This is a genomic window from Microbacterium sp. NPDC008134 (assembly GCF_042957055.1).
In the GTDB taxonomy this organism is placed as follows: domain Bacteria; phylum Actinomycetota; class Actinomycetes; order Actinomycetales; family Microbacteriaceae; genus Microbacterium.
In genome coordinates, this window is record NZ_JBIBHO010000001.1 from 829418 (window position 1) to 846486 (window position 17069).

Annotated in this window: 20 protein-coding genes; 6 read left to right on the forward strand and 14 right to left on the reverse strand. The window is 62.9% G+C overall.

From position 1 onward, the window contains the following. Positions 1–67: 67 nt before the first annotated feature. Positions 68–865: an IclR family transcriptional regulator gene (locus tag ACFY9N_RS03850; RefSeq protein WP_391476943.1), complete on the forward strand. Its 798-nt coding sequence runs from the start codon at positions 68–70 to the stop codon at positions 863–865. 75 nt (positions 866–940) lie between these two features. Here ACFY9N_RS03850 and ACFY9N_RS03855 read toward each other — a convergent pair whose 3' ends face one another. The 9 genes from ACFY9N_RS03855 to ACFY9N_RS03895 all read right to left on the reverse strand — a co-directional run bounded on the left by ACFY9N_RS03855 (position 941) and on the right by ACFY9N_RS03895 (position 9086). Further along, positions 941–1102: a hypothetical protein gene (locus tag ACFY9N_RS03855; RefSeq protein WP_391476944.1), complete on the reverse strand. Its 162-nt coding sequence runs from the start codon at positions 1100–1102 to the stop codon at positions 941–943. 530 nt (positions 1103–1632) lie between these two features. Beyond that, on the reverse strand, positions 1633–2022 hold the full coding sequence (locus ACFY9N_RS03860) for an NINE protein (RefSeq protein ID WP_391476945.1): 390 nt from the start codon (positions 2020–2022) through the stop codon (positions 1633–1635). A gap of 81 nt (positions 2023–2103) precedes the next feature. Continuing rightward, positions 2104–2292 carry a hypothetical protein gene (locus ACFY9N_RS03865; RefSeq protein ID WP_391476946.1) on the reverse strand — a complete coding sequence of 63 codons (189 nt, stop codon included), beginning with the start codon at positions 2290–2292 and terminating at the stop codon, positions 2104–2106. A 145-nt stretch (positions 2293–2437) separates the two neighbouring features. Further along, on the reverse strand, positions 2438–2995 hold the full coding sequence (locus ACFY9N_RS03870) for an RNA polymerase sigma factor (protein WP_391476947.1): 558 nt from the start codon (positions 2993–2995) through the stop codon (positions 2438–2440). After that, complete coding sequence (locus ACFY9N_RS03875) at positions 2986–3555, reverse strand: hypothetical protein (protein WP_391476948.1); 570 nt, start codon at positions 3553–3555, stop codon at positions 2986–2988. Before ACFY9N_RS03875 ends, ACFY9N_RS03870 begins: the two co-directional genes overlap by 10 nt. Before the next feature lie 799 nt (positions 3556–4354). Continuing rightward, positions 4355–6019 carry a hypothetical protein gene (locus ACFY9N_RS03880; RefSeq protein WP_391476949.1) on the reverse strand — a complete coding sequence of 555 codons (1665 nt, stop codon included), beginning with the start codon at positions 6017–6019 and terminating at the stop codon, positions 4355–4357. Between the two features lie 589 nt (positions 6020–6608). Further along, a complete protein-coding gene (locus ACFY9N_RS03885) occupies positions 6609–7220 on the reverse strand; it encodes a hypothetical protein (protein WP_391476950.1) in 612 nt (203 codons plus the stop codon). Positions 7221–7248: 28 nt separating this feature from the next. Continuing rightward, on the reverse strand, positions 7249–7830 hold the full coding sequence (locus ACFY9N_RS03890; RefSeq protein ID WP_391476951.1) for a hypothetical protein: 582 nt from the start codon (positions 7828–7830) through the stop codon (positions 7249–7251). Between the two features lie 374 nt (positions 7831–8204). Then, positions 8205–9086: a DUF4238 domain-containing protein gene (locus tag ACFY9N_RS03895; RefSeq protein WP_391476952.1), complete on the reverse strand. Its 882-nt coding sequence runs from the start codon at positions 9084–9086 to the stop codon at positions 8205–8207. 233 nt (positions 9087–9319) lie between these two features. Between ACFY9N_RS03895 and ACFY9N_RS03900 the strand changes: the two genes are divergently transcribed. The 4 genes from ACFY9N_RS03900 to ACFY9N_RS03915 all read left to right on the forward strand — a co-directional run bounded on the left by ACFY9N_RS03900 (position 9320) and on the right by ACFY9N_RS03915 (position 11226). Continuing rightward, entirely contained in the window at positions 9320–9595 is a 276-nt protein-coding gene (locus ACFY9N_RS03900; protein ID WP_391476953.1) for a hypothetical protein, read from the forward strand. 63 nt (positions 9596–9658) lie between these two features. Next, positions 9659–10033 carry a helix-turn-helix domain-containing protein gene (locus tag ACFY9N_RS03905; protein WP_391476954.1) on the forward strand — a complete coding sequence of 125 codons (375 nt, stop codon included), beginning with the start codon at positions 9659–9661 and terminating at the stop codon, positions 10031–10033. Between the two features lie 105 nt (positions 10034–10138). Next, positions 10139–10735 carry an RNA polymerase sigma factor gene (locus ACFY9N_RS03910; RefSeq protein ID WP_391476955.1) on the forward strand — a complete coding sequence of 199 codons (597 nt, stop codon included), beginning with the start codon at positions 10139–10141 and terminating at the stop codon, positions 10733–10735. Beyond that, on the forward strand, positions 10732–11226 hold the full coding sequence (locus ACFY9N_RS03915; RefSeq protein WP_391476956.1) for a hypothetical protein: 495 nt from the start codon (positions 10732–10734) through the stop codon (positions 11224–11226). Before ACFY9N_RS03910 ends, ACFY9N_RS03915 begins: the two co-directional genes overlap by 4 nt. 12 nt (positions 11227–11238) lie before the next feature. Here the strand turns inward: ACFY9N_RS03915 and ACFY9N_RS03920 are convergent, their stop codons facing one another. Continuing rightward, on the reverse strand, positions 11239–11661 hold the full coding sequence (locus tag ACFY9N_RS03920; RefSeq protein ID WP_391476957.1) for a hypothetical protein: 423 nt from the start codon (positions 11659–11661) through the stop codon (positions 11239–11241). Positions 11662–12647: 986 nt separating this feature from the next. On the opposite strand from ACFY9N_RS03920, the gene ACFY9N_RS03925 reads away from it, so the two are divergent. After that, positions 12648–13718, forward strand: coding sequence for an acyltransferase family protein (locus ACFY9N_RS03925; RefSeq protein ID WP_391476958.1), 1071 nt, complete (start codon positions 12648–12650; stop codon positions 13716–13718). On the opposite strand, the gene ACFY9N_RS03930 is transcribed toward ACFY9N_RS03925, so the two are convergent. The 4 genes from ACFY9N_RS03930 to ACFY9N_RS03945 form a co-directional block, all read right to left on the reverse strand. Further along, positions 13687–14292 (reverse strand): hypothetical protein, encoded by a 606-nt coding sequence (locus tag ACFY9N_RS03930; protein WP_391476959.1) that lies wholly within the window; start codon positions 14290–14292, stop codon positions 13687–13689. The genes ACFY9N_RS03925 and ACFY9N_RS03930 overlap by 32 nt on opposite strands. Then, the gene (locus ACFY9N_RS03935; protein WP_391476960.1) at positions 14289–15044 is read right to left on the reverse strand and encodes an ATP-binding cassette domain-containing protein; all 756 of its coding nucleotides are present in this window, start codon (positions 15042–15044) and stop codon (positions 14289–14291) included. Before ACFY9N_RS03935 ends, ACFY9N_RS03930 begins: the two co-directional genes overlap by 4 nt. Before the next feature lie 4 nt (positions 15045–15048). Continuing rightward, complete coding sequence (locus tag ACFY9N_RS03940; protein ID WP_391476961.1) at positions 15049–16020, reverse strand: hypothetical protein; 972 nt, start codon at positions 16018–16020, stop codon at positions 15049–15051. Between the two features lie 406 nt (positions 16021–16426). Continuing rightward, a complete protein-coding gene (locus ACFY9N_RS03945; RefSeq protein ID WP_391476962.1) occupies positions 16427–16867 on the reverse strand; it encodes a hypothetical protein in 441 nt (146 codons plus the stop codon). Between the last annotated feature and the right edge of the window lie 202 nt (positions 16868–17069).

Consider the following 17069-nt stretch of genomic DNA (forward strand, 5'->3'; position numbering starts at 1 on the left):
CTGTGATGCCAGACACCATGGGGATGCTGTCCCTGTCGCGCTGCCTGCAGAAGCGGTGAGATGGACTATGGCTGAACAGTCACCGTCGTATGGACAGGTCCCCGCCGCGGAACAGGTGCTCGACATCCTTTCGCTGCTTGCAGCCTCGCGCGGGCCGCTTCCTGCCGCGACCATCGCGAGCCGCCTCGGTCTTCCGCGATCCACGGTCTACCACCTGCTCACCACGCTACAGACGCGGGGGTTTGTGCTGCACCTGACCGAGGAGCGCCGGTACGGACTGGGCATGTCCGCTGTCGAGCTCAGCTTCGCGTACCAGCGTCATGAACCGCTGTCCCGCTTGGGTGCTCCTCTGCTGGCAGCGCTTGTCGATGAGGTCGGCTTCAGCGGTCACCTGCCCGTTCCCCATGGCCGCGACATGCTCTACGTGTTGGAGCAGCGCGCAAGGGGAGCTCGCCATCTCATCACCGATGTCGATGTGCGATTGCCGATGGCAATGACCGCCAGCGGGCGTGCGGTCCTCGCTGCCATGCCGCGAGCCCAAGCTCGAACACTGTTCCCTGACCGAGGCGCGTTCGAGACGCGCCACGGCGACGCCCGTGACGTAGACCGGTACTCGACGCTGCGCTCGATCCTGACCGAGACCGCGATTCGCGGGTTTGCAGTCGAGCGCGACCTCGTCACCGATGGATTCTCGTCGATAGCAGCCCCAATCCTGGATCACCGTGACTGGCCGATTGCAGCCGTCGCTCTCACATTCGAGTACGAGCGGGAGACGGAAGAGCAAGTGTCCTCAAGCGCCGCCGCACTGCTGAGTACTGCGGCGCAGCTCTCGGCGCGTGTCTACCGCCGGCGACACAGCCAGTAGTTCTCTAGGAACCGGTCCTCCGATTCGACCCGCCGCGCCTTGAAGAGCGCCGCCGTTTGACCGGGCGGGAGCTCCTCAACGCGACTCCGCCGCGAACCATCGCTCAAACACCTCGACTGTGATGGCCGCGAGTTCGTCCAATCTTTCCAGCGGGACGGGCGCGGTCTTGGGCCCGATGGCCCAATCGACGTACCCCTTGGCAAGATGCGCATTCTTCTTCAAGTGTTCTTCGGCCAAGCGCTTCTTCCGACGGACGTGCTGGCGTTTGCTGGTTCCCGGTGGTCGGCGGCTGATCGGCAATCGGCTCTCGTGCCCGTCGAGGACTTCGGGTTAAAGCTTCTGCTGGCTGCGGATCAATGCGGGTACAACGGGCGAGAGTCTTGAGTTGAAGTAGTTCGACTCGTCCTCGTCGACGGAGATCCCCGTGTGACTTTCCAGGCGTACGTATTCGATCTGTTGCGGCATGCCTCGTCCGGCCACCTGGATCAGTCCGCGAAGAGCGCGTCTGTCCGGGAGCGCAGACGACTCGAGAACAATGGACGGGTTGCCACTGCCGTTCGACGTGTCTCGACGGACCACCCCCTCAGTCTCCTCTGACCTCGAGGCGGTCGAGCCGCGCTTCAGCAACTGTCTTAGCGATGAGCGAACCGGTGACCGCAGGCAGCGGGATCTTGTTGGCGTCTATCAGCGCCTGGATCTCGATGACATCACTCTCGAGGGAGTCCTCGGATCCGGGTTCGGGTCACGCCGGTGGCGCAGCGTTTCGATCAGTAAAGCGGGCGGGGAGTCCCGTTGGCGTTATCGACCAGGATCGGGATGCGCCAGAGGTCGATGAAGAGCCACAGCACAAGAACGGCCAGGATCCCGATACCGATTGCCCGCGTCGAGGGGTATCCGCTGGCAAGGAAGATCGCTTGCGTAATCGTCATGACAGGGAACATCCACGCTGTGCCGAATCGCCGCAGGTAGAAGCGGTGGGCACCGAATCCACCGAGGAAAAACCACAACAGGTTTGCGGCCGTGCGGGTCTTGAGCGACACCGGTGCCGAGTGCTGCGGAGCGAGCGGGCCCCAGGAGCTACCGTCCCACCATTGTTGCTGTCCGCGGGCGTTCACGTGCCAGCCGGCGACGGGAGGTGTGGTGTTCGGAGAGGTCACGGATCGAATATATCGGTAGCGAACGATCCCTACGACGGCGTTCAAGCGGGGATCTGTGGGCGGGATTCCATTCACGCTTTCCTACCTCTTCGGGGGCAGCAGAGTCACTCCGACCAATGCAAGTGCCGCACCGACAGATGCCGATCCAATCCCGGCGATTGCAAGCCCACCACCGAGGGGCATCAGAGTCCCGAAGATCGTCATCGCGAGTCCGAGGACCAGGAGTGCCGAGATGTAGAGCTTGAGCATCCGCCCGTTCCCGCCGGTCATAGACGGGTTGTCTTCTCGTCGTTCCGCGAGGGCGGTACTTCGTGATTTTCGGGTGCGCTGTCAGCACCGCCGAGAACGCAGACGTTGATCTCGACGGAGCGGGTCGGAGGCAGTGAGATCGCTGCCGGGCCGATGGTCGTGGGTTTCATCGTGTTCTTTCTGCGGGGAGCTCCGGGCCTAGGGTCTTGGTGGGACCGGTGTTCGCACCCAGCGCGTTTCGTAGTCGGCGTTTGGCTTCTGAGAGTCGAGAGCGTGCGGTGGAGGGGTTGATCCCGAGCACGCGCGCTGCCTCGTGGGAGCGAAGTCCGTCCCAGTAGATCAATCGGACGAGTTCTGCGGCATCAGGGTCAAGCGCAGCTAGCGCAGCGCGCACGTCGAGAACGGTGTCTAGTTCGACCGGTGGACGCTCGTGACGCAGCAAGGATGTCAACCTGTCGCCAGCGCTCTTACGGCGGTTAGCTGCTCGTCTCGAATTCATGAGCACGTTGCGTGCCACTCCGAACAGCCAGAGGCGTGCGTCGTCATGGGCTTCGGGGATCTTGCGACGGATTTTCCAGGCAGTGAGGAGGAAGTCTCCGTAGACGTCGTCGGCGTCCGCGGCGTTGTCCATGCGTCGGCGGAAGTATCGTGCCATATCCGCTTCGTTCGCGATCAGTGCGTCTTCAAGCCGCTCGTCGGCCGCGCGCGCAGACCTCATCGACATGCTGTGCTGTCTGATGAGATCGAGACTTCATGGCCCACGCGAAGCTGGTGCCCGCGAGCGATGAGTTCGTCGAACGTCATGCGCGCCGCGACTGTGACCATCGCTTGCATCCGCATCTCGTCGTCGGTCTGCCTACTGATCTCGGGGACGGTGGTGTTGCTCGAGCGGGCCTCGGCCAGAGCGTCACTGATGTCGAGGCTTGCGAGGTCGATTGAGTTGAGGATCGACTTGGCATCCTGAACCATGGGATCGTCTTCCGATACGCCGTCCCACTTGACGCGAATCCCCACGAAGCAGTTCTCACCAGCCGGGCGCTCGATTGTGAAGGAGTTGTCGGCCATCCAACCCCACGGTGTCATGTGGTCGCCGCCTGCCACGGCGATGGTCCCGCCGCCGATGAGGACCGCTGAAACGATCAGACTTGCTAGGCCTACACGCGCACGACCTTGGCGCTTACGTGTCCGGCTGAACAGATCCGCGCGCCGCTCTGCGAGGTTGGCCGGTACGGCGACGACCGGAGCTGCATCTCGAATCCTGGCGTCGAACTCATCGTCATCCATCGCTGTCCCTTTCTCGCGCTCTCTATCAAGTACATGTGCACAGCGGAAGAAACTGTCCAAACGCGCTTGAGTCGGACTTCGACGAGCCGGTGTGCGGAGGACCGGTTGGGAGACGATCTATCTTCACGACACTCGGGTTCCTGGTGCCGGCTGTTGTGATTCTGTCACCGCTCGTCACTCTCGCGGCCGGTCGCACGCGGGTGCGTCAGACCCTCTTCGCAATTGCGATGGTGCTCTTCGTCGTCAGCTTGGCGGGGCACGGCGCGTTGGCCTGGAGGTAAGCCGCACACGCTGTGCGCACAGAGGCCGGGCTACGCGTCAATGCAGATCTTCGGACTGATTTGCCCGGGATGCGAGGCAGCACGGGCACCCTCCGGCTTACCGTAGGCGAGGACGGCCTCCACCGCCTTGAGCGGGGGGCCGAAGAGGAGGTGGGGCCGTCCACAAGTCCACGCGAGCTGTCGGCGACTGCTTCACGTATGCGCGGAGGGCGCTCATACACGAGCCTCACGAGTGCTCGGGTCGAGCCCGGGGCCACATCTGCACTGCATGGATGCTCACTGCGGGCGCCTTACGCGTCGCCCTCGCAGGACAGCGCAGCGGTCTACGCGCCGAGCCTCTCAGACAGTCGGCTAGCGCTGAGGCTGGTCCAAGCTTCCTCTAGGTGCACAACGCGCACGTTGCTGGTCGGCTCGATGTACAACGTCGTGTCCTGCACCCAGTCGCGGCGTTTCGCTGACCTGCGGTTACTGCGGTCCTTGCGTACAGATGACTTAGCCACTGTGATCTCCCCATTGTGTTACCGGCGAAGGAACTTGTGATAGGTCACTGCCCTTGTTGTCCAGAACACGAGACACAATAACGTATTGGTTGCGGAAACTACCAAGAGGATCGCCCAGAAGACTACTTGCGACTCTCGTGTCAGGTCGCTTCCGATGGTGGAAGCGAGGAGGCTCAGGGTCAAGACGGTGACTGTGATGATGGTCGCCCAGCGCGCGCCGAGGTCGCCGCCCCAGAACGGTGATCCACTCCGTGAACTGGTGGCCGCAGTCAGGGCGAGTGGGAACGCGAGCAGAATCTGGAGCAGCCCGCTCCGGTCATCTTCATTGAAAAGCATGGACCAAGCGAGCGCGAGTGCTACGAGAGTTGTGGCGAGTGCTCCAACGAAGGCGGTGCTCAATGAACCGGGCATGCGCTCGAAGAATGCGCAGGAGTAGAGCAGGTCTTTCATGCCGTGGCCGCTGCGTGTGTATAGATGCCCGGTTCGCTGCCCCCGGCGAGGGTTCATGGCGTACTCGAGGGTTGACAGTTGCGCGGCCGTGAGAGTGCGGCCGTCGTTCGTGTCGTCGCGGAGCTCCTGGTGGGCCAGATAGAAGCCGTCGGGTCCGCGGACGTTCAGGTGGTAGGAAGGCGTGCGCTGCGCCATCTGCGTTGGGTAGTCGACGGTGTGCGGCGGGACGCCGAACATGTTCCGCTGAAGGTGGATGATCCGCTTTCGCAGGAGTTCCAGACGGTTGCGGAGTCCTTTGAGGGACCTCTCGTATTGCAGCACCGAAGGGAAGACCACGCGTTCCATTGAGATCCGCACAGGGGCGTCAGGCTTCTCAGAGGACGACCGCACACGGACACACACCGGGTATTGTTCGGCGAGATACGCGACTACCGAAGCGGCGGCGTAGAGCATTTCACGGTCCCAAGGCAAGCAGGGTAGGCGAGCGAGAGCTCGTGCAACGGCTTGCGCGTTTGGGGAGCCCCCTTCTCGTGTGGAGCCGAGTACGGTCCGCACGCGAGATTTCAGTGACGGCCTTCCCGATACTGATCTCCGGTACTCGACTACGGCCAGCCAGCCAGCCGCGTGCACGAAGCGATCTACGACTCGCGCGGCGTAGGCGACGGACTGCACATGGGAGAGCGATGACACTCGCGCACCGTCGCTGAAGGAGAGTCCGTGTTCCATTCGGCCGCGGGTGAACAGGGCCACGGGGATGGCATGCGTGTGCTCGCCGAGCCCTGTCGTTGCGATTGCCACGTTTGACGACACGCGGAATGTCCGAGTGCCCGGTTCAACGGTCTCGCTGATTCTCGAGTACCGAGTTGTTGGCTGGTTGAGCGCCTCCCAGAAGATGTAGGCCTGTCGTCCAGAGATGACGATCTTTGCCTCCTCTGCTTCGAGCATCGCCGGGTCGACGCGCAGATCGTGTCCGTGGGCTTTGACTCGGCGGGTGCGAACCCATCCCGAAACGATCCCGGAGATGATGATGAGCGCGAAGCCGAGCAGTAACGCGACTGCCGCGGAGGCTGCTGTCAGACGCTCAGGTAACTCTGCTGTGATTTGGAGGGGCGCACCGATCCATGCCACCCAGCCCTCAAGCTTGGTGAGGTCGGGATCTCTTACCGCCCGGATTGCGAGCACACCGCCGACCAGGAAGAGCAAAGCGCCTGCGCATCCCAGAATCGTGCGCATGAGACGCCTCGGTCGTTGCATGACCTGTGCACCAGTCATTCCTGCCCCCAGCTGCTCAGCATGCCTTCGCGGCATGCGCCCAGTCGCCAGAACATCGTGTCTCGGAGACGATGGCAAGTGCGCAAACCGTGTATGACGAAACGATTCTGTGGCGATGACCGATTTCTGGCGCAACGCAGCTCAGATGTTGTCGCAGTTCCTGTACTACAGACGGTGGCGGTGCGGGTGACGGAGACGCTCTCCTGCTGCGCTTCGAGGCGGTCGATTCCCGCTTTGCTCTATCGCGTTGCAGTTAGGCAACGCTATGGTTCGATCAGCTTCCGCCGGTCAGGCCGGAGCAATCTCTCACTGAGAGTGGAGCCAGCGTGCTTTCTGGGGTAAAGCCGTGGACGTCTGTGGTTTCGGTAACGGTTCTGAGTGCAGGTTTCGCACCGTCTCTACGTGATCGAAGCGCATCCGGGTACTCCCGCTCGCGCCCGACGCGACGAGCCCGACTGACGAGTGCATCGACCTGGGCGCTGGGACCAGCGGTGTCCCGCAGCTGCTTGCTTGACCAAACCGTCGCGATCTTCGAACGGCGGCGACCGCCTCAGTCGCCGCCCGAAGCGGGTGCGTGATGTGGCCCGGTGGGCAACCCCTCCGCGTCGTCGTCAGGTCCCACCCATTCGGCGGATCCATCCCACGCTCCTTCGACATGGCCGAAAAGCGAGTCGCTCCAGGTGCCGCTCGCCACGTACATCGCGGCAGAGCGCAGCCGATACGTGACGCCAACGATGTCGCAGACGACCTCGACCATCTCGTCGAAGGAGACATTCTCGACCTCGGGGGCGTCGCCTTTCGGGCGGGACAGGTGAGCTAGTTCCCATTGCTCTTTGCGCAGGAGGCCGGTTCGAAGGAACCGGTGGACGTACCGGTTCCGGTGGGAGTAGATCTGCCGTGCAGCGTCGATGGCGCTGTGCAGCGCCCGCCTTTCCCTCTCAGACGTATCAACGCGTCGGTCGATCATGAGGTCGCATTCGGCAGCGTTCGCCTTGAAGCCCTCAGGGGCGACCATGAATGCATCGAAGGTCCGATGTCCGCGAAGAACGCCGTTCAGAAAGCGGAGTGCGATGTCCATACGGACGGTTTCCATGCCGATGCGGCCAATGAGGAAGGTTTGCTGATCGGTGGGGGAGAGGGCGCGCAGATCGTCGAGCTCCATCGCTAGACCTTTCGATACGTGGCCGCCGTCACCAGTTAGGCAGGTTCCCTTCCTGCCATCTGTGGTCAGCGGGAAGTCCTACGCGCTCGCCCGCCGCAAGATCACGATAGCGGGGCGGGAGGAGGACGTCGGCGTCCGTCTCATCCTGAAACAACAGATCCCAGCGGTTCTCGTAATTCTCGAAGACCCACATGTTCACTCGGGCCATCTCCGGGCCGGCGTTGCGAGTCCCGGCGGGCACGCCCTCTTCGGTGCGCCAGTCTTGGTGGGAAATCCATGCGGCGGCGGCAACGTGTGCGCGGGGAACAATGAATAGTCGCGGAGCGGCATCTTCGTCCTGAGGGACCCCTACGAAGACGTAGTACTCGCGGTCGTGGGCACTGGGCACTTGATTCTTCAACCCGAGCGGCCAATTCGCCCTATCCCAATCCGTCACCCTGGCGGTCTTCACTTGAATCTCGACCATGCGACGTTCGCCGCCCGTATGCACGGCAAGGATGTCCGTCCGCTCGATGCCGTCTCGAGTGAGCGCCGGCGCCCAGCCTCGTCGTGCGATCTCTGCGGCGACGAGGTGCTCGCCAATTGTCTTCGTCTGCTTGTTGTCGGCCACGAATAGACCGTATCGCCGCGGTGGGTCGGAGATGGGCGCTATCCCTGCACGCGTGAGTGTGGCACCGGATTGCTGTCTCATACTCTGTAGTTCCTGCGGGGCGAGGTTGTCTCGCGTATGGGGATGAGCAGGGGTGGGCGGATTCGGCAACGGGCGCCACTCGCGTGGGGCCCGTTCCTTTGTCTCCGACTCGATCTTGCTGACGCGCTCGCTGGAGCGGGCCAGCGGGTCGAGTGCCCGGTGGCCACAGGACGAGCATCGAGCGCTTTGCGGCTCGCCGACAACCCATCGCCGGGCGACGGACCCTTGCGCGCATAACGGGCGAGATCACTGTCGGCATGCGTCAAGCTGCGGTTGAACGCTCGGCCCGACAGCTATTTCGGCGCTCGCTCGGGCAGCGTGCAGAAGTCCAGCGGATTGTCATCGGGATGATGAACGATCCACCGGTGGGCTTGGGACGCGACCAGGCCGTTCACAAAGGTGACAAGATCATCGCCGCTGTCGGGAACATCGTGAGCACTACGGTCGAAGTCGACATCGGCGAACTCCACAATGAGCGCAGGCGATAGCGGCATCCATACGCAGGTGGCCAAGGCGTAAGCGCAAGAATCGTCACCCGGGGACCACCACACCACGGGCTCATCGCTTGTCAGTACGCGCGCGTTCGACGGGCGGATGAAGCGGATCGTCTTCTCGGCAAGGTATCTCCCGATGCCGATGTCCGTCTCGGTTCCTAGCGCCATCTTCAGGCTTTCCTGCACGAGCACTGCCTGAGGCGGGACAACCCGGGGGAACCGAGTTTCGGCGCTCAGATTCGCGGCGGGACTCTCGCCGGCTGTGGGTCGAGGTGTGACGAAGTACTCGTCCCATATACGGGCGGAGATTCGGTCGATCAGGATCTCTCTCCAGCGGTTCCCGCGAACTGTCTGTAGAGCCGTGAACTGGATCAAGCGATACCAGTCGTTGTCATCCAATCTGCCTGTCCGGTGGACGAGCTTGTCGATGGTGGGCTTCACGGCGGTCTCGAGTGCGCTGAGACCAGCTTCGACGCTCTCCGGATCAAACGTCGCCCGATCCGATGCGCGCGCCAGGTGCTCGGTTTCGATGCGGTAGAAGCCGACCTCGGTGATCGCCTTGCGCACAACGGACAGGTGCTTTCGGCTGGGGTAGTTCCTGTCGACGAGCATGACTTTCTTGGCAGGGTTCGCGAAGTTCACCAGGTACAACTGCGGGACCGTGTGGTGCCTCGGAGTCATCCCGTCGCCTCCTGTCGTGTGTCCTTGCCGAGAGCCCACGCGGTTACCTGGCGGCCCTGTCCCTGCATCGGCGGCAACTGAGGACCAAGATATGCCGTCCACTCCTTCTATCCCCGACGTGGAGACGCGGACGTTGCCAGACGAGGTGCGCAGAGTCCGGGCATATGCGGACTCGTCCAAGATCCTGTAGTTGAAGCTGCCCGCAGTCACCGCCGGGCGAGCAACGATTACGCATGGCAACTCTTCTCATCGGTTACGACCTGAACAAGCAAAAGAACTACCCAGACCTCATCGAGGCAATCAAGGGCCTTGGGACCGCGTGGTGGCACCACCTTGATTCGACATGGCTCGTTGTGACACCGAAGTCGCCGGAGCAGGCTCGCAACGTTCTGCTGACGCACCTTGATGCGGACGATGAGCTCCTTGTCATCGACGTCACCGGTCAGGCGCGAGCCTGGTACGGGTTCAACGAGAAGGGGAGTGAATGGTTGAACAGCAGCTATGAGTAACTGCGTCATCAGTCGGTGACAGCGAGAATGGAACTGCTCGCGCGCATCCGGACATAACGTTGTATGAGGGCCTCTGAGATCGGTGCGCTACGCGAGCGTTGTCTCGCACTTATCGACCTGTACTATCGCGACCCTCGGGTCGGACCTGCATGGCTCGCGAGCGAACTTTTCATCTCCCGCCGACAGCTTGACCGAGCGTTCGCCGGCTGTCCCAGCGTGGCGGAGATCCTCGCAAAGCGGCGGCTCCGGCAAGTCGTCGCTATGGCAGCACACAACCCAGAAGTGCCAATGCTGGAGATCGCACGTCACTACGGTTACAGCACCTACGAGACCTTCCGAGCGCAATGTCACCGATATCTCGGATGCAGCCCAAGGGAGGCGCGAGATGCGCAGAGCGCCGCGCTGCAGAGGCCCCGCGACTTGTCTGACGCCGCCTGAACTCCCCGCACCCTCGGGGATTCCGCGCGAGTGTCGCCGGCGGGCGCTTAGACTCGGAGTGGACGGTCAGGCAGCCCCGCTGACTGTGATGCACGAGGTGAGGCAGTGTCGGAAACGCAAGGGTCGAGAAGTCCCGACGACGGTGAACTGCTCTTCCGGCTATCCCGCGGCGACGAGCCCGCGTACCGCCTCTTGCATGACCGCCACCAGGCTCCTGTCTATCGGGTGGCTCTCGTGCTGATGCAAACCACATGGGATGCCGAGGAGGTCGCGGCGACCGCGTTCTTCGAGCTGTGGCGCAAACGGGACAAGGTCCGAGTCGTCGACGGATCGGTGCTCCCCTGGCTCTTGGCGACCACCTCCTTCGCCGCGAAAAACAGCCTGCGATCCCGGCGCCGCTACCAGCGGCTGCTGGCCAAGATCCCGCAAGACGGCAATGTCCCTGACCACGCAGAAGATGTTGCTCGGGCTATGGACGCCATGAAGATCACTCACGGCGTTCGCGAGGCGCTGCATCAGTTGAACTCTCGCGATTCAAGTGTGGTCATTCTCTGCGTCGTCCACGAGCTCCCCACAGCCGAGGCCGCGGTCGTGCTCGGGATCCCCGAAGGGACCGTGAAATCGCGGTTGTCCCGCGTCAAGTCCCGACTTCGAGGAGCGCTGCACGAGTATGCTCCGAGCACAGAGGAGGCGACCGCATGACCGAAGAGTTCGGAGGCATGCCGCACCGTAAAGAGGTGCAGGATCTCCTCGTCGAGCAGATGCGTCGGGACCTCTCTCGTCCCGTGTGGTGGAAGACCCTATGGGGTCGGCTCACTATCGCCGGAAGCGTGCTCGTCGTCGCCGGAGCCGGCGTTGCGGCCGTCGTCCTCCTGGACGAGCGTCCCGTCGATGACACGAGTATTGTGCAGTGTCTCGAAGGGCCATACCGGAACTCGGACGGAACGCTGTCTGGCGCAGCTGTGAGTATCGCTACGCCAGACGGCGTCGTGCCGATTGAAGACGCCGAAGCGGTGTGCGTTCAGATGTGGGAGTCCGGCGCATTCACGGAGACCGATCCGCTGTCGGCGACACCTGCGCCCGCCGTGGCTCCGTCCGAGTTCACCACCTGCGTCACTGATAGCGGCGAGGCTGCGGTGGTTCCGGGGAAGATCGAGTGCTCGACGCTTCGCCTACACCCATATCAGAGCTGAGCGGGGCGAGACTCAACCGAAGGTGCCGACCGGGCGGTAGACGATGGACGAGGTCTTCGCGGCCAGCGCTCCCAGTGAGGAGCAGTAGGGGGCGCAGGTGAGGACCGCGCCGGTGTAGTTCGTGCCGTCGTACTGGGACGACCAGCAGTTGTTGAAACCCTCAGCGGAGCGCACGTTGTTGTTCCAGCCAGCCCCCAGACTGGGGAAACCGAAGGTGACTCCATTGCACCCGGTACCCGAGCCCCAATGAATCAACACCGAACCGGAACGTGACGTCCCCGTCCAGATCTTGCCGACCGTGACGGTGGCGGCCGCGGCCGCCGCGCGGCTGCTGGTACCCGCAGGCAGCAGCTGCTCGATATCTCCGGGCGCACCGTCTTCGATGAACTGCTCGGCATCCTTCACCGAGTCGAAACACGAGACGACGCTGGGCAAGTCATCTGGAGTGGGCTCACCATCAGGGATCGCAACACCGCCGACGGTGCAGGCGACAGGAGGGACCGGTTCAGTGGCTGCGACTGCGGCAGCGGGAGTGGCAAGGGTGAGCGCTGCGATAAGAGCCGCAGAAACTGCTACAAGACGACGGGACAAGGAAAGCTCCTCCGATAGGGGTTGGATTCGCTTCGTTATGTCCAAGCCCTGTCCGGGGGTTCCGGCGGTCGAGCATGCTCGCGCAACTGATCCGCGTCATTCCGCGGATGGCGGCGAAAACGCTGACGCAATTTCTGCAGTGGGAGCCGGACGCCGGCCCATGCTGAACCTGCGGAGCCGCTCCCTGCTCAACGACTGGCGGCCCGCGGGAGAGACATGATCATGGACGGCGAACTCCGCCGTGTTACCGAGGTCGCAGTGCATGCGCCCGCCGGATAGCGAAGATGGAGGCGAGCGTCGTCGATCTACACGCGCGGCGCGCGGCGACCTCGCAGACGCCTTTCCAGGGCTTGGAGTGCGCTAGTTCCCCTGGCGGACCTTGCCCGACTGAACAGCTGCGCAGTGTGCAGAATTCTGGACAGACTTCTCCGGGTCGCCGGCCTACATGCCAGGCCGAGAACCGTGTGACTCATCGACCGCGCTCGCACTTTCGAGTAGCAAGTGATCCGGCGACCCGCAACGTACTCAGGCCGCGTGTTCGAGGATGTCGCGAACGGATGAAAAGGCCGGATTTACGTGCGAGAACGAGGGCTTCTCGGCCCCAGCCCATCGCCAGGAGTCAGGGCCGGGACCCCATCCCATGAACGCGAAGCGACGAAGCGCTCAGGGTTGCAGCCGCATCGTTTTGGGCCATCATGTCCCCCTTTAGGGGGACGGGGCGATCCGCGCCGCGCCGCGTCGGACTTGGGGCCGTCGATGGCGGGTTCTCGATACAGTCCCTGCAGTTCGCGACGTCGGCTGAGGCGTGCTGCGACTGGGAAAGGCATCTGATGAGACTGACTGCGCGGCCCACGAACAACTTCGATGGTCTGCGGCTCGCGGCGGCCGCAGCAGTCGTCATCGGACACGCCTACGTGCTCACCGGGGCGGGCCCGGCGCCATCTGTACTCGGGTTCACCATCCACAAGCTTGGGGTCGCGGTCTTCTTCTGTATCAGCGGCTACTTGATAGCTGGTAGCTGGTACCGGACTCGATCAGCTCCGCGGTACTTGTGGCATCGGCTTCTGCGTGTCATCCCCGCACTTTGGGTGCTCATCCTGGTCACCACGTTCATCGTTGGTCCGGCAGTCAGTCGTCTCAGTCCCGAGGACTATTACCGGTCACCGACGACCTTCGAATACCTTCTCAACCTGACTACTGCCGCCACATACCGGCTTCCCGGCGTTTTTGAGGAGCACGTCAATCCTGCAGTCAACGGGTCCTTGTGGACTATTGGCGTGGAGGTGGCGTGCTACCTCGCCCTCCTCGCTCTCGCTGTGCTCTGCCGACGCTTCACTGCGCTGGGTTTCGCGGTCGCGGCACTGGTTTTTGCGGTGGCGTCCCTTTCCATCGCAACCAAGCACGGTCCGCTTGCGGGCCTCGCAGACGCTGCACCCGTGGCCGTCTATTTCTTCGTAGGCGCTCTGATGAAGTCGCTCGAACGGTCCGGCACAGTCACGTGGCGACCCGTCCACGCGGTCTTCGCGCTCGCTGCATGGCTTCTCAGCAGCGCGGTGTTCCCCGATGGCAATCTCGCGCTGTCGTGGCTTCTGTTGCCGCTGTGCGTGATTCCACTCGGCCGCGCATCATGGCCAGTGCTGCGTGAGGGAAGCCGCTTCGGTGACATCTCGTACGGCGTCTACCTGTGGGGATTCCTCGTTCAACAGATCGTCATCCAGGTCGTGGGGTCGGTCGACCTTTTCGTGAACACGGCGCTCGTTCTGATGATCACCTGCGTCTTGGCATGGCTGTCATGCCGCCTGGTCGAGCAACCCGCTCTGAGCCTCAAAGACTGGACACCTTCCGCGCGTACTCGCCGCGTATCGGTCCCTACGTCCGAGCTCGAGCGGCGGCCTTCGTAGAGATTCCCGTGATAGCCCGAGCGAGCACGGCCGCGAAGGTGATGATCACAAGCACGGCGACATCACGCTGCGCACTCCAGGTTCCCAAAGCCAGAGCCCAAACCGCCGGGTCGGTCGCTCGCAGGGAGAATCCGAGCGTGCCGGCGAGCAGAAGGTATCCGACCGGCACGAGGAATGCGAGGTGCCGGGGAACGACGATCCCGGTGAGCAGTCCCAGCGCCGCGATCATCAGGAGGTTTCGGCCAGCGCCCTGGAGGACGGGCTCATTCGTCACAAGCAGCAGCGCGTATCCCGCGCACGGTGGGACGAGCACGAGCACACTGTCGAGCGCGGCAAGAGTCCCGCTCCGTGTGCTTGTAGCTTCGAGAGGTATGCGTCGATTTTCGACGATGATCAGCCACAACAAGCCAGGAGTGAATCCCATCACATAGGCGAGGGAGAAGGTGTTCGTGCTACCCGCCGCGAGGTTGGGAAGAACTACCTCGACGGATTGGACTGCGAAGATCGTGCCAAACGAGGCGAGGAGCCCCGTGACGAGGAGCAGCCCAAGCCTAGCTTTCCACCATCCACTCACTGGATCCTCGTCGCTGCGTCGCGCGTAACTCGACGGTAGGCGTACTCGGCACGCTCGCTCTGGGGCACGTTCGCAGGAATGCCGGCAACGAACTCGCGGGTGCTCCCGTTGAAAAGCACTTGACCGTTGTCGATGACGAGGACGCCACCATAGATGTCGTCGAGGTCCTCCGTCTGGTGGGTCGAAACTACGAGCGCGGTGCTGCCGCGAAGCTCACGAAGAGTGTCGCGTACGGCGCCACGCTGGTCCGGGTCGAGGCCCGCGTAGGGTTCGTCCAGGATCAGCACCGATGGCGTACTGACGAGTGCGCTCGCGATCCCCAGCCGGCGTCTCTGCCCACCTGACAATGCGGTCACCGGGACTCGCTGACGGTCCTGCAGGTCGACTGTCTGCGCAGCGTGCCGCGCGGCCTTCCAGGCATCCCGGTACCTCATTCCTTTGAGCCAACCGGCGTAGGCGACATACTCGCGGACCGAGAACCCGCGGACTGGCTTGGTGTCCTGCGGCATCCAACTCGTCAGAGCTCGAAGGCCACGAGCTCCACGCGCGGTCTGGCCGGGCTCGCCGAGTACCTCGACGATGCCACGCTGCGGAGTGAGGCGGCCGGCGAGAAGTGCGAGGAGGGTCGACTTCCCGGCCCCGTTAGGTCCGAGAACCGCGACCGGAAAGTGTGACAGCTCCAGCGTCACATCGTTGAAGACGGTGGAGTCTCGGGAGTATCCGAAGGAGATCCTTTTGAAATTGATGTGCACGGCGTCACTCCTGACATGCCAACTGGCGTTGCTGCCAGGTCTTTACGGTTGAGGTTGCGTCGTCCTGACTTGCAATGCCGAGGGCCTGCCGCAGTTCCGCGGGATCGACGGATGTGTCGAGTGACGTCCCTTCACCTTCGCTGAACGCAACCGATGGCAACGCAGCGACCGGGTCTGCCCCCATCGCGAGCGCGAGGGCGTAGGGGACGACCACATTCTCGGGGAGCGCTCCAGGTTGCGGAGGGGAGGCCGGCGCGCAGGTCATCTGCTCGTACATGGCTCCCGCAACGCTGCTGAGGACAGCATCCCGGGTGGTGGACATGGGGAACCTCACGGTGGTCGTCTCACCTGATGTGGTCGTTGTGCCAGAAGAGGGTGCGGCAACAACGGTCGGATGATCGAGGCCGCTGGCCTCGAGTTCGCTGAACCCGGAGGTGAGTGTCGTCGAGATCAGATCGCGCGTCGCCTCCGGCACCTCCGGGTACAAGCACACGACGGGCGCTTCGCCCTGACAGACCTGCGAATCTGCGGACCTCAACTGGCTTGCCGTCGCGTCAGTTCCGAGCACGATGACGTTGCTAAGGATCACTGCAAGCGTGATGGTGACCAGGGCGGGCAACGCAATCCTCATCATCCTGGCTTTGATGGTGAGGACGGCGACTGCGAACAACGCAAGGGCGATGGGGACGGGACCCCAGGCGGCGCGTGGGTCAAGGGTGAGGTCGACGAGGTCGCAGCACATGAAGGTGGCGTAGCCGGTGATGTTGCGCCACGAAACGTTGTCACCGTCGGAGAGGGGATACATCACCCATTGTGCGGTTGCGAGAATCGCAATCGGTACGGCAAGGGGAGTGGGCGCGAGCGATCCAACGATCCAGCCGAAGCTGAGTGCGGCGAGGGTCATCGCACTGAAAGGAATGAGTGGCAGAAGGTCCAGGTGCCCTTGCGGAGCGCCGGTCTGGAGCTCGAGCAGCACGACCAGGAGGTAGCCGACTGCGACACCTACGGCTAGGGGCCACAGGTGTGCGCAGAGGATGGGGAGCGCACCGCGGGGTGCAGTGCGGATTTCGGCTGGTTCGCCGAGGGTAAGTCGCCGTCGCGAAGCCCATGCAGACGCGCCTGCTGCGATAGGAAGGCCATATTCGAGCCCGATTCCAGCCCTGGTAATAACCCCCATGGTGTACGGGTCGAGAACGGCGGATCCTAGAATTGACGCCCAGCAATAGACAATCAAAAACGCCACGATTGGCGCCGCCCAAAAGGCGGGTGAACTGCGAAGCGGTACAGCGGTGCGGAGCATAGTGTTCAGCTTGATCCCGATAAGAAAGCGACCAGGTGCCGAGCGGTTAAACGGTGTAACCGCTCGGCACCGGTCGGGAATGTCAGTACTGGATGGTTACGGAGCTGACGCTGAACAGCCCGTTCTTGAGGCCAGTCTGGTTGGGAACCTTGACGCCGTTGTACTGGTAGCGGTACTGGACGCCCTGTACCTGCCCACCCCAGTTGCCACTCCCGGAGCCGGAGCAGTTGAGGTCGCGGTTGCCCTGCGAGATCGGTGCGAGGATGCCGTTCTCACGCTGCAGCTGCATCTGGGCGTACGTCGGCAGGATCGCGCCATTACCCCACTGGCAGTAGGTGTTGAACGTGAACGTCTGAGCGATGCTGTTGCTCGTGGCCTTACGCCATGAACCTGTGCTTCCCACACTCCAGCTGCTGATGCTGCTGCCTGCGGTCGCTGCCGAAGCAGCCATCCCCCCGCCGAGCACCGCAATCAGTGCGAGCCCGGCAGCAATACCGGCCTTGCGCTTTGCCTTGGTGAACATGTGATTCCTTCCGGTCGTCGGTGCTTTCCAGACACCGATGCGAGAAGCCGCCGACGACTCACGCGAATCAATGTGTGAAATCAAGGAAGTCGTTTGTCGTCGGAGCATCCCCGTTGGATTTGCGTCAATCGAACGCCAGCCGAACCTATCCACACCCATGCGGCGCAGAATAGCCAAGCAACGGATGCTGTCTCAGAATCTG

What these genes read in the sequence shown, in the direction of transcription:
- ACFY9N_RS03925 (WP_391476958.1), top strand. Translation starts at nt 12,648, where the DNA reads ATGAGACTGACTGCGCGGCCCACGAACAACTTCGATGGTCTGCGGCTC.
- ACFY9N_RS03850 (WP_391476943.1), top strand. Translation starts at nt 68, where the DNA reads ATGGCTGAACAGTCACCGTCGTATGGACAGGTCCCCGCCGCGGAACAG.
- ACFY9N_RS03880 (WP_391476949.1), bottom strand. Translation starts at nt 6,019, where the DNA reads ATGCGCACGATTCTGGGATGCGCAGGCGCTTTGCTCTTCCTGGTCGGC.
- ACFY9N_RS03865 (WP_391476946.1), bottom strand. Translation starts at nt 2,292, where the DNA reads ATGACCGGCGGGAACGGGCGGATGCTCAAGCTCTACATCTCGGCACTC.
- ACFY9N_RS03945 (WP_391476962.1), bottom strand. Translation starts at nt 16,867, where the DNA reads ATGTTCACCAAGGCAAAGCGCAAGGCCGGTATTGCTGCCGGGCTCGCA.
- ACFY9N_RS03885 (WP_391476950.1), bottom strand. Translation starts at nt 7,220, where the DNA reads ATGGAGCTCGACGATCTGCGCGCCCTCTCCCCCACCGATCAGCAAACC.
- ACFY9N_RS03905 (WP_391476954.1), top strand. Translation starts at nt 9,659, where the DNA reads ATGAGGGCCTCTGAGATCGGTGCGCTACGCGAGCGTTGTCTCGCACTT.
- ACFY9N_RS03875 (WP_391476948.1), bottom strand. Translation starts at nt 3,555, where the DNA reads ATGGATGACGATGAGTTCGACGCCAGGATTCGAGATGCAGCTCCGGTC.
- ACFY9N_RS03870 (WP_391476947.1), bottom strand. Translation starts at nt 2,995, where the DNA reads ATGTCGATGAGGTCTGCGCGCGCGGCCGACGAGCGGCTTGAAGACGCA.
- ACFY9N_RS03900 (WP_391476953.1), top strand. Translation starts at nt 9,320, where the DNA reads ATGGCAACTCTTCTCATCGGTTACGACCTGAACAAGCAAAAGAACTAC.
- ACFY9N_RS03895 (WP_391476952.1), bottom strand. Translation starts at nt 9,086, where the DNA reads ATGACTCCGAGGCACCACACGGTCCCGCAGTTGTACCTGGTGAACTTC.
- ACFY9N_RS03915 (WP_391476956.1), top strand. Translation starts at nt 10,732, where the DNA reads ATGACCGAAGAGTTCGGAGGCATGCCGCACCGTAAAGAGGTGCAGGAT.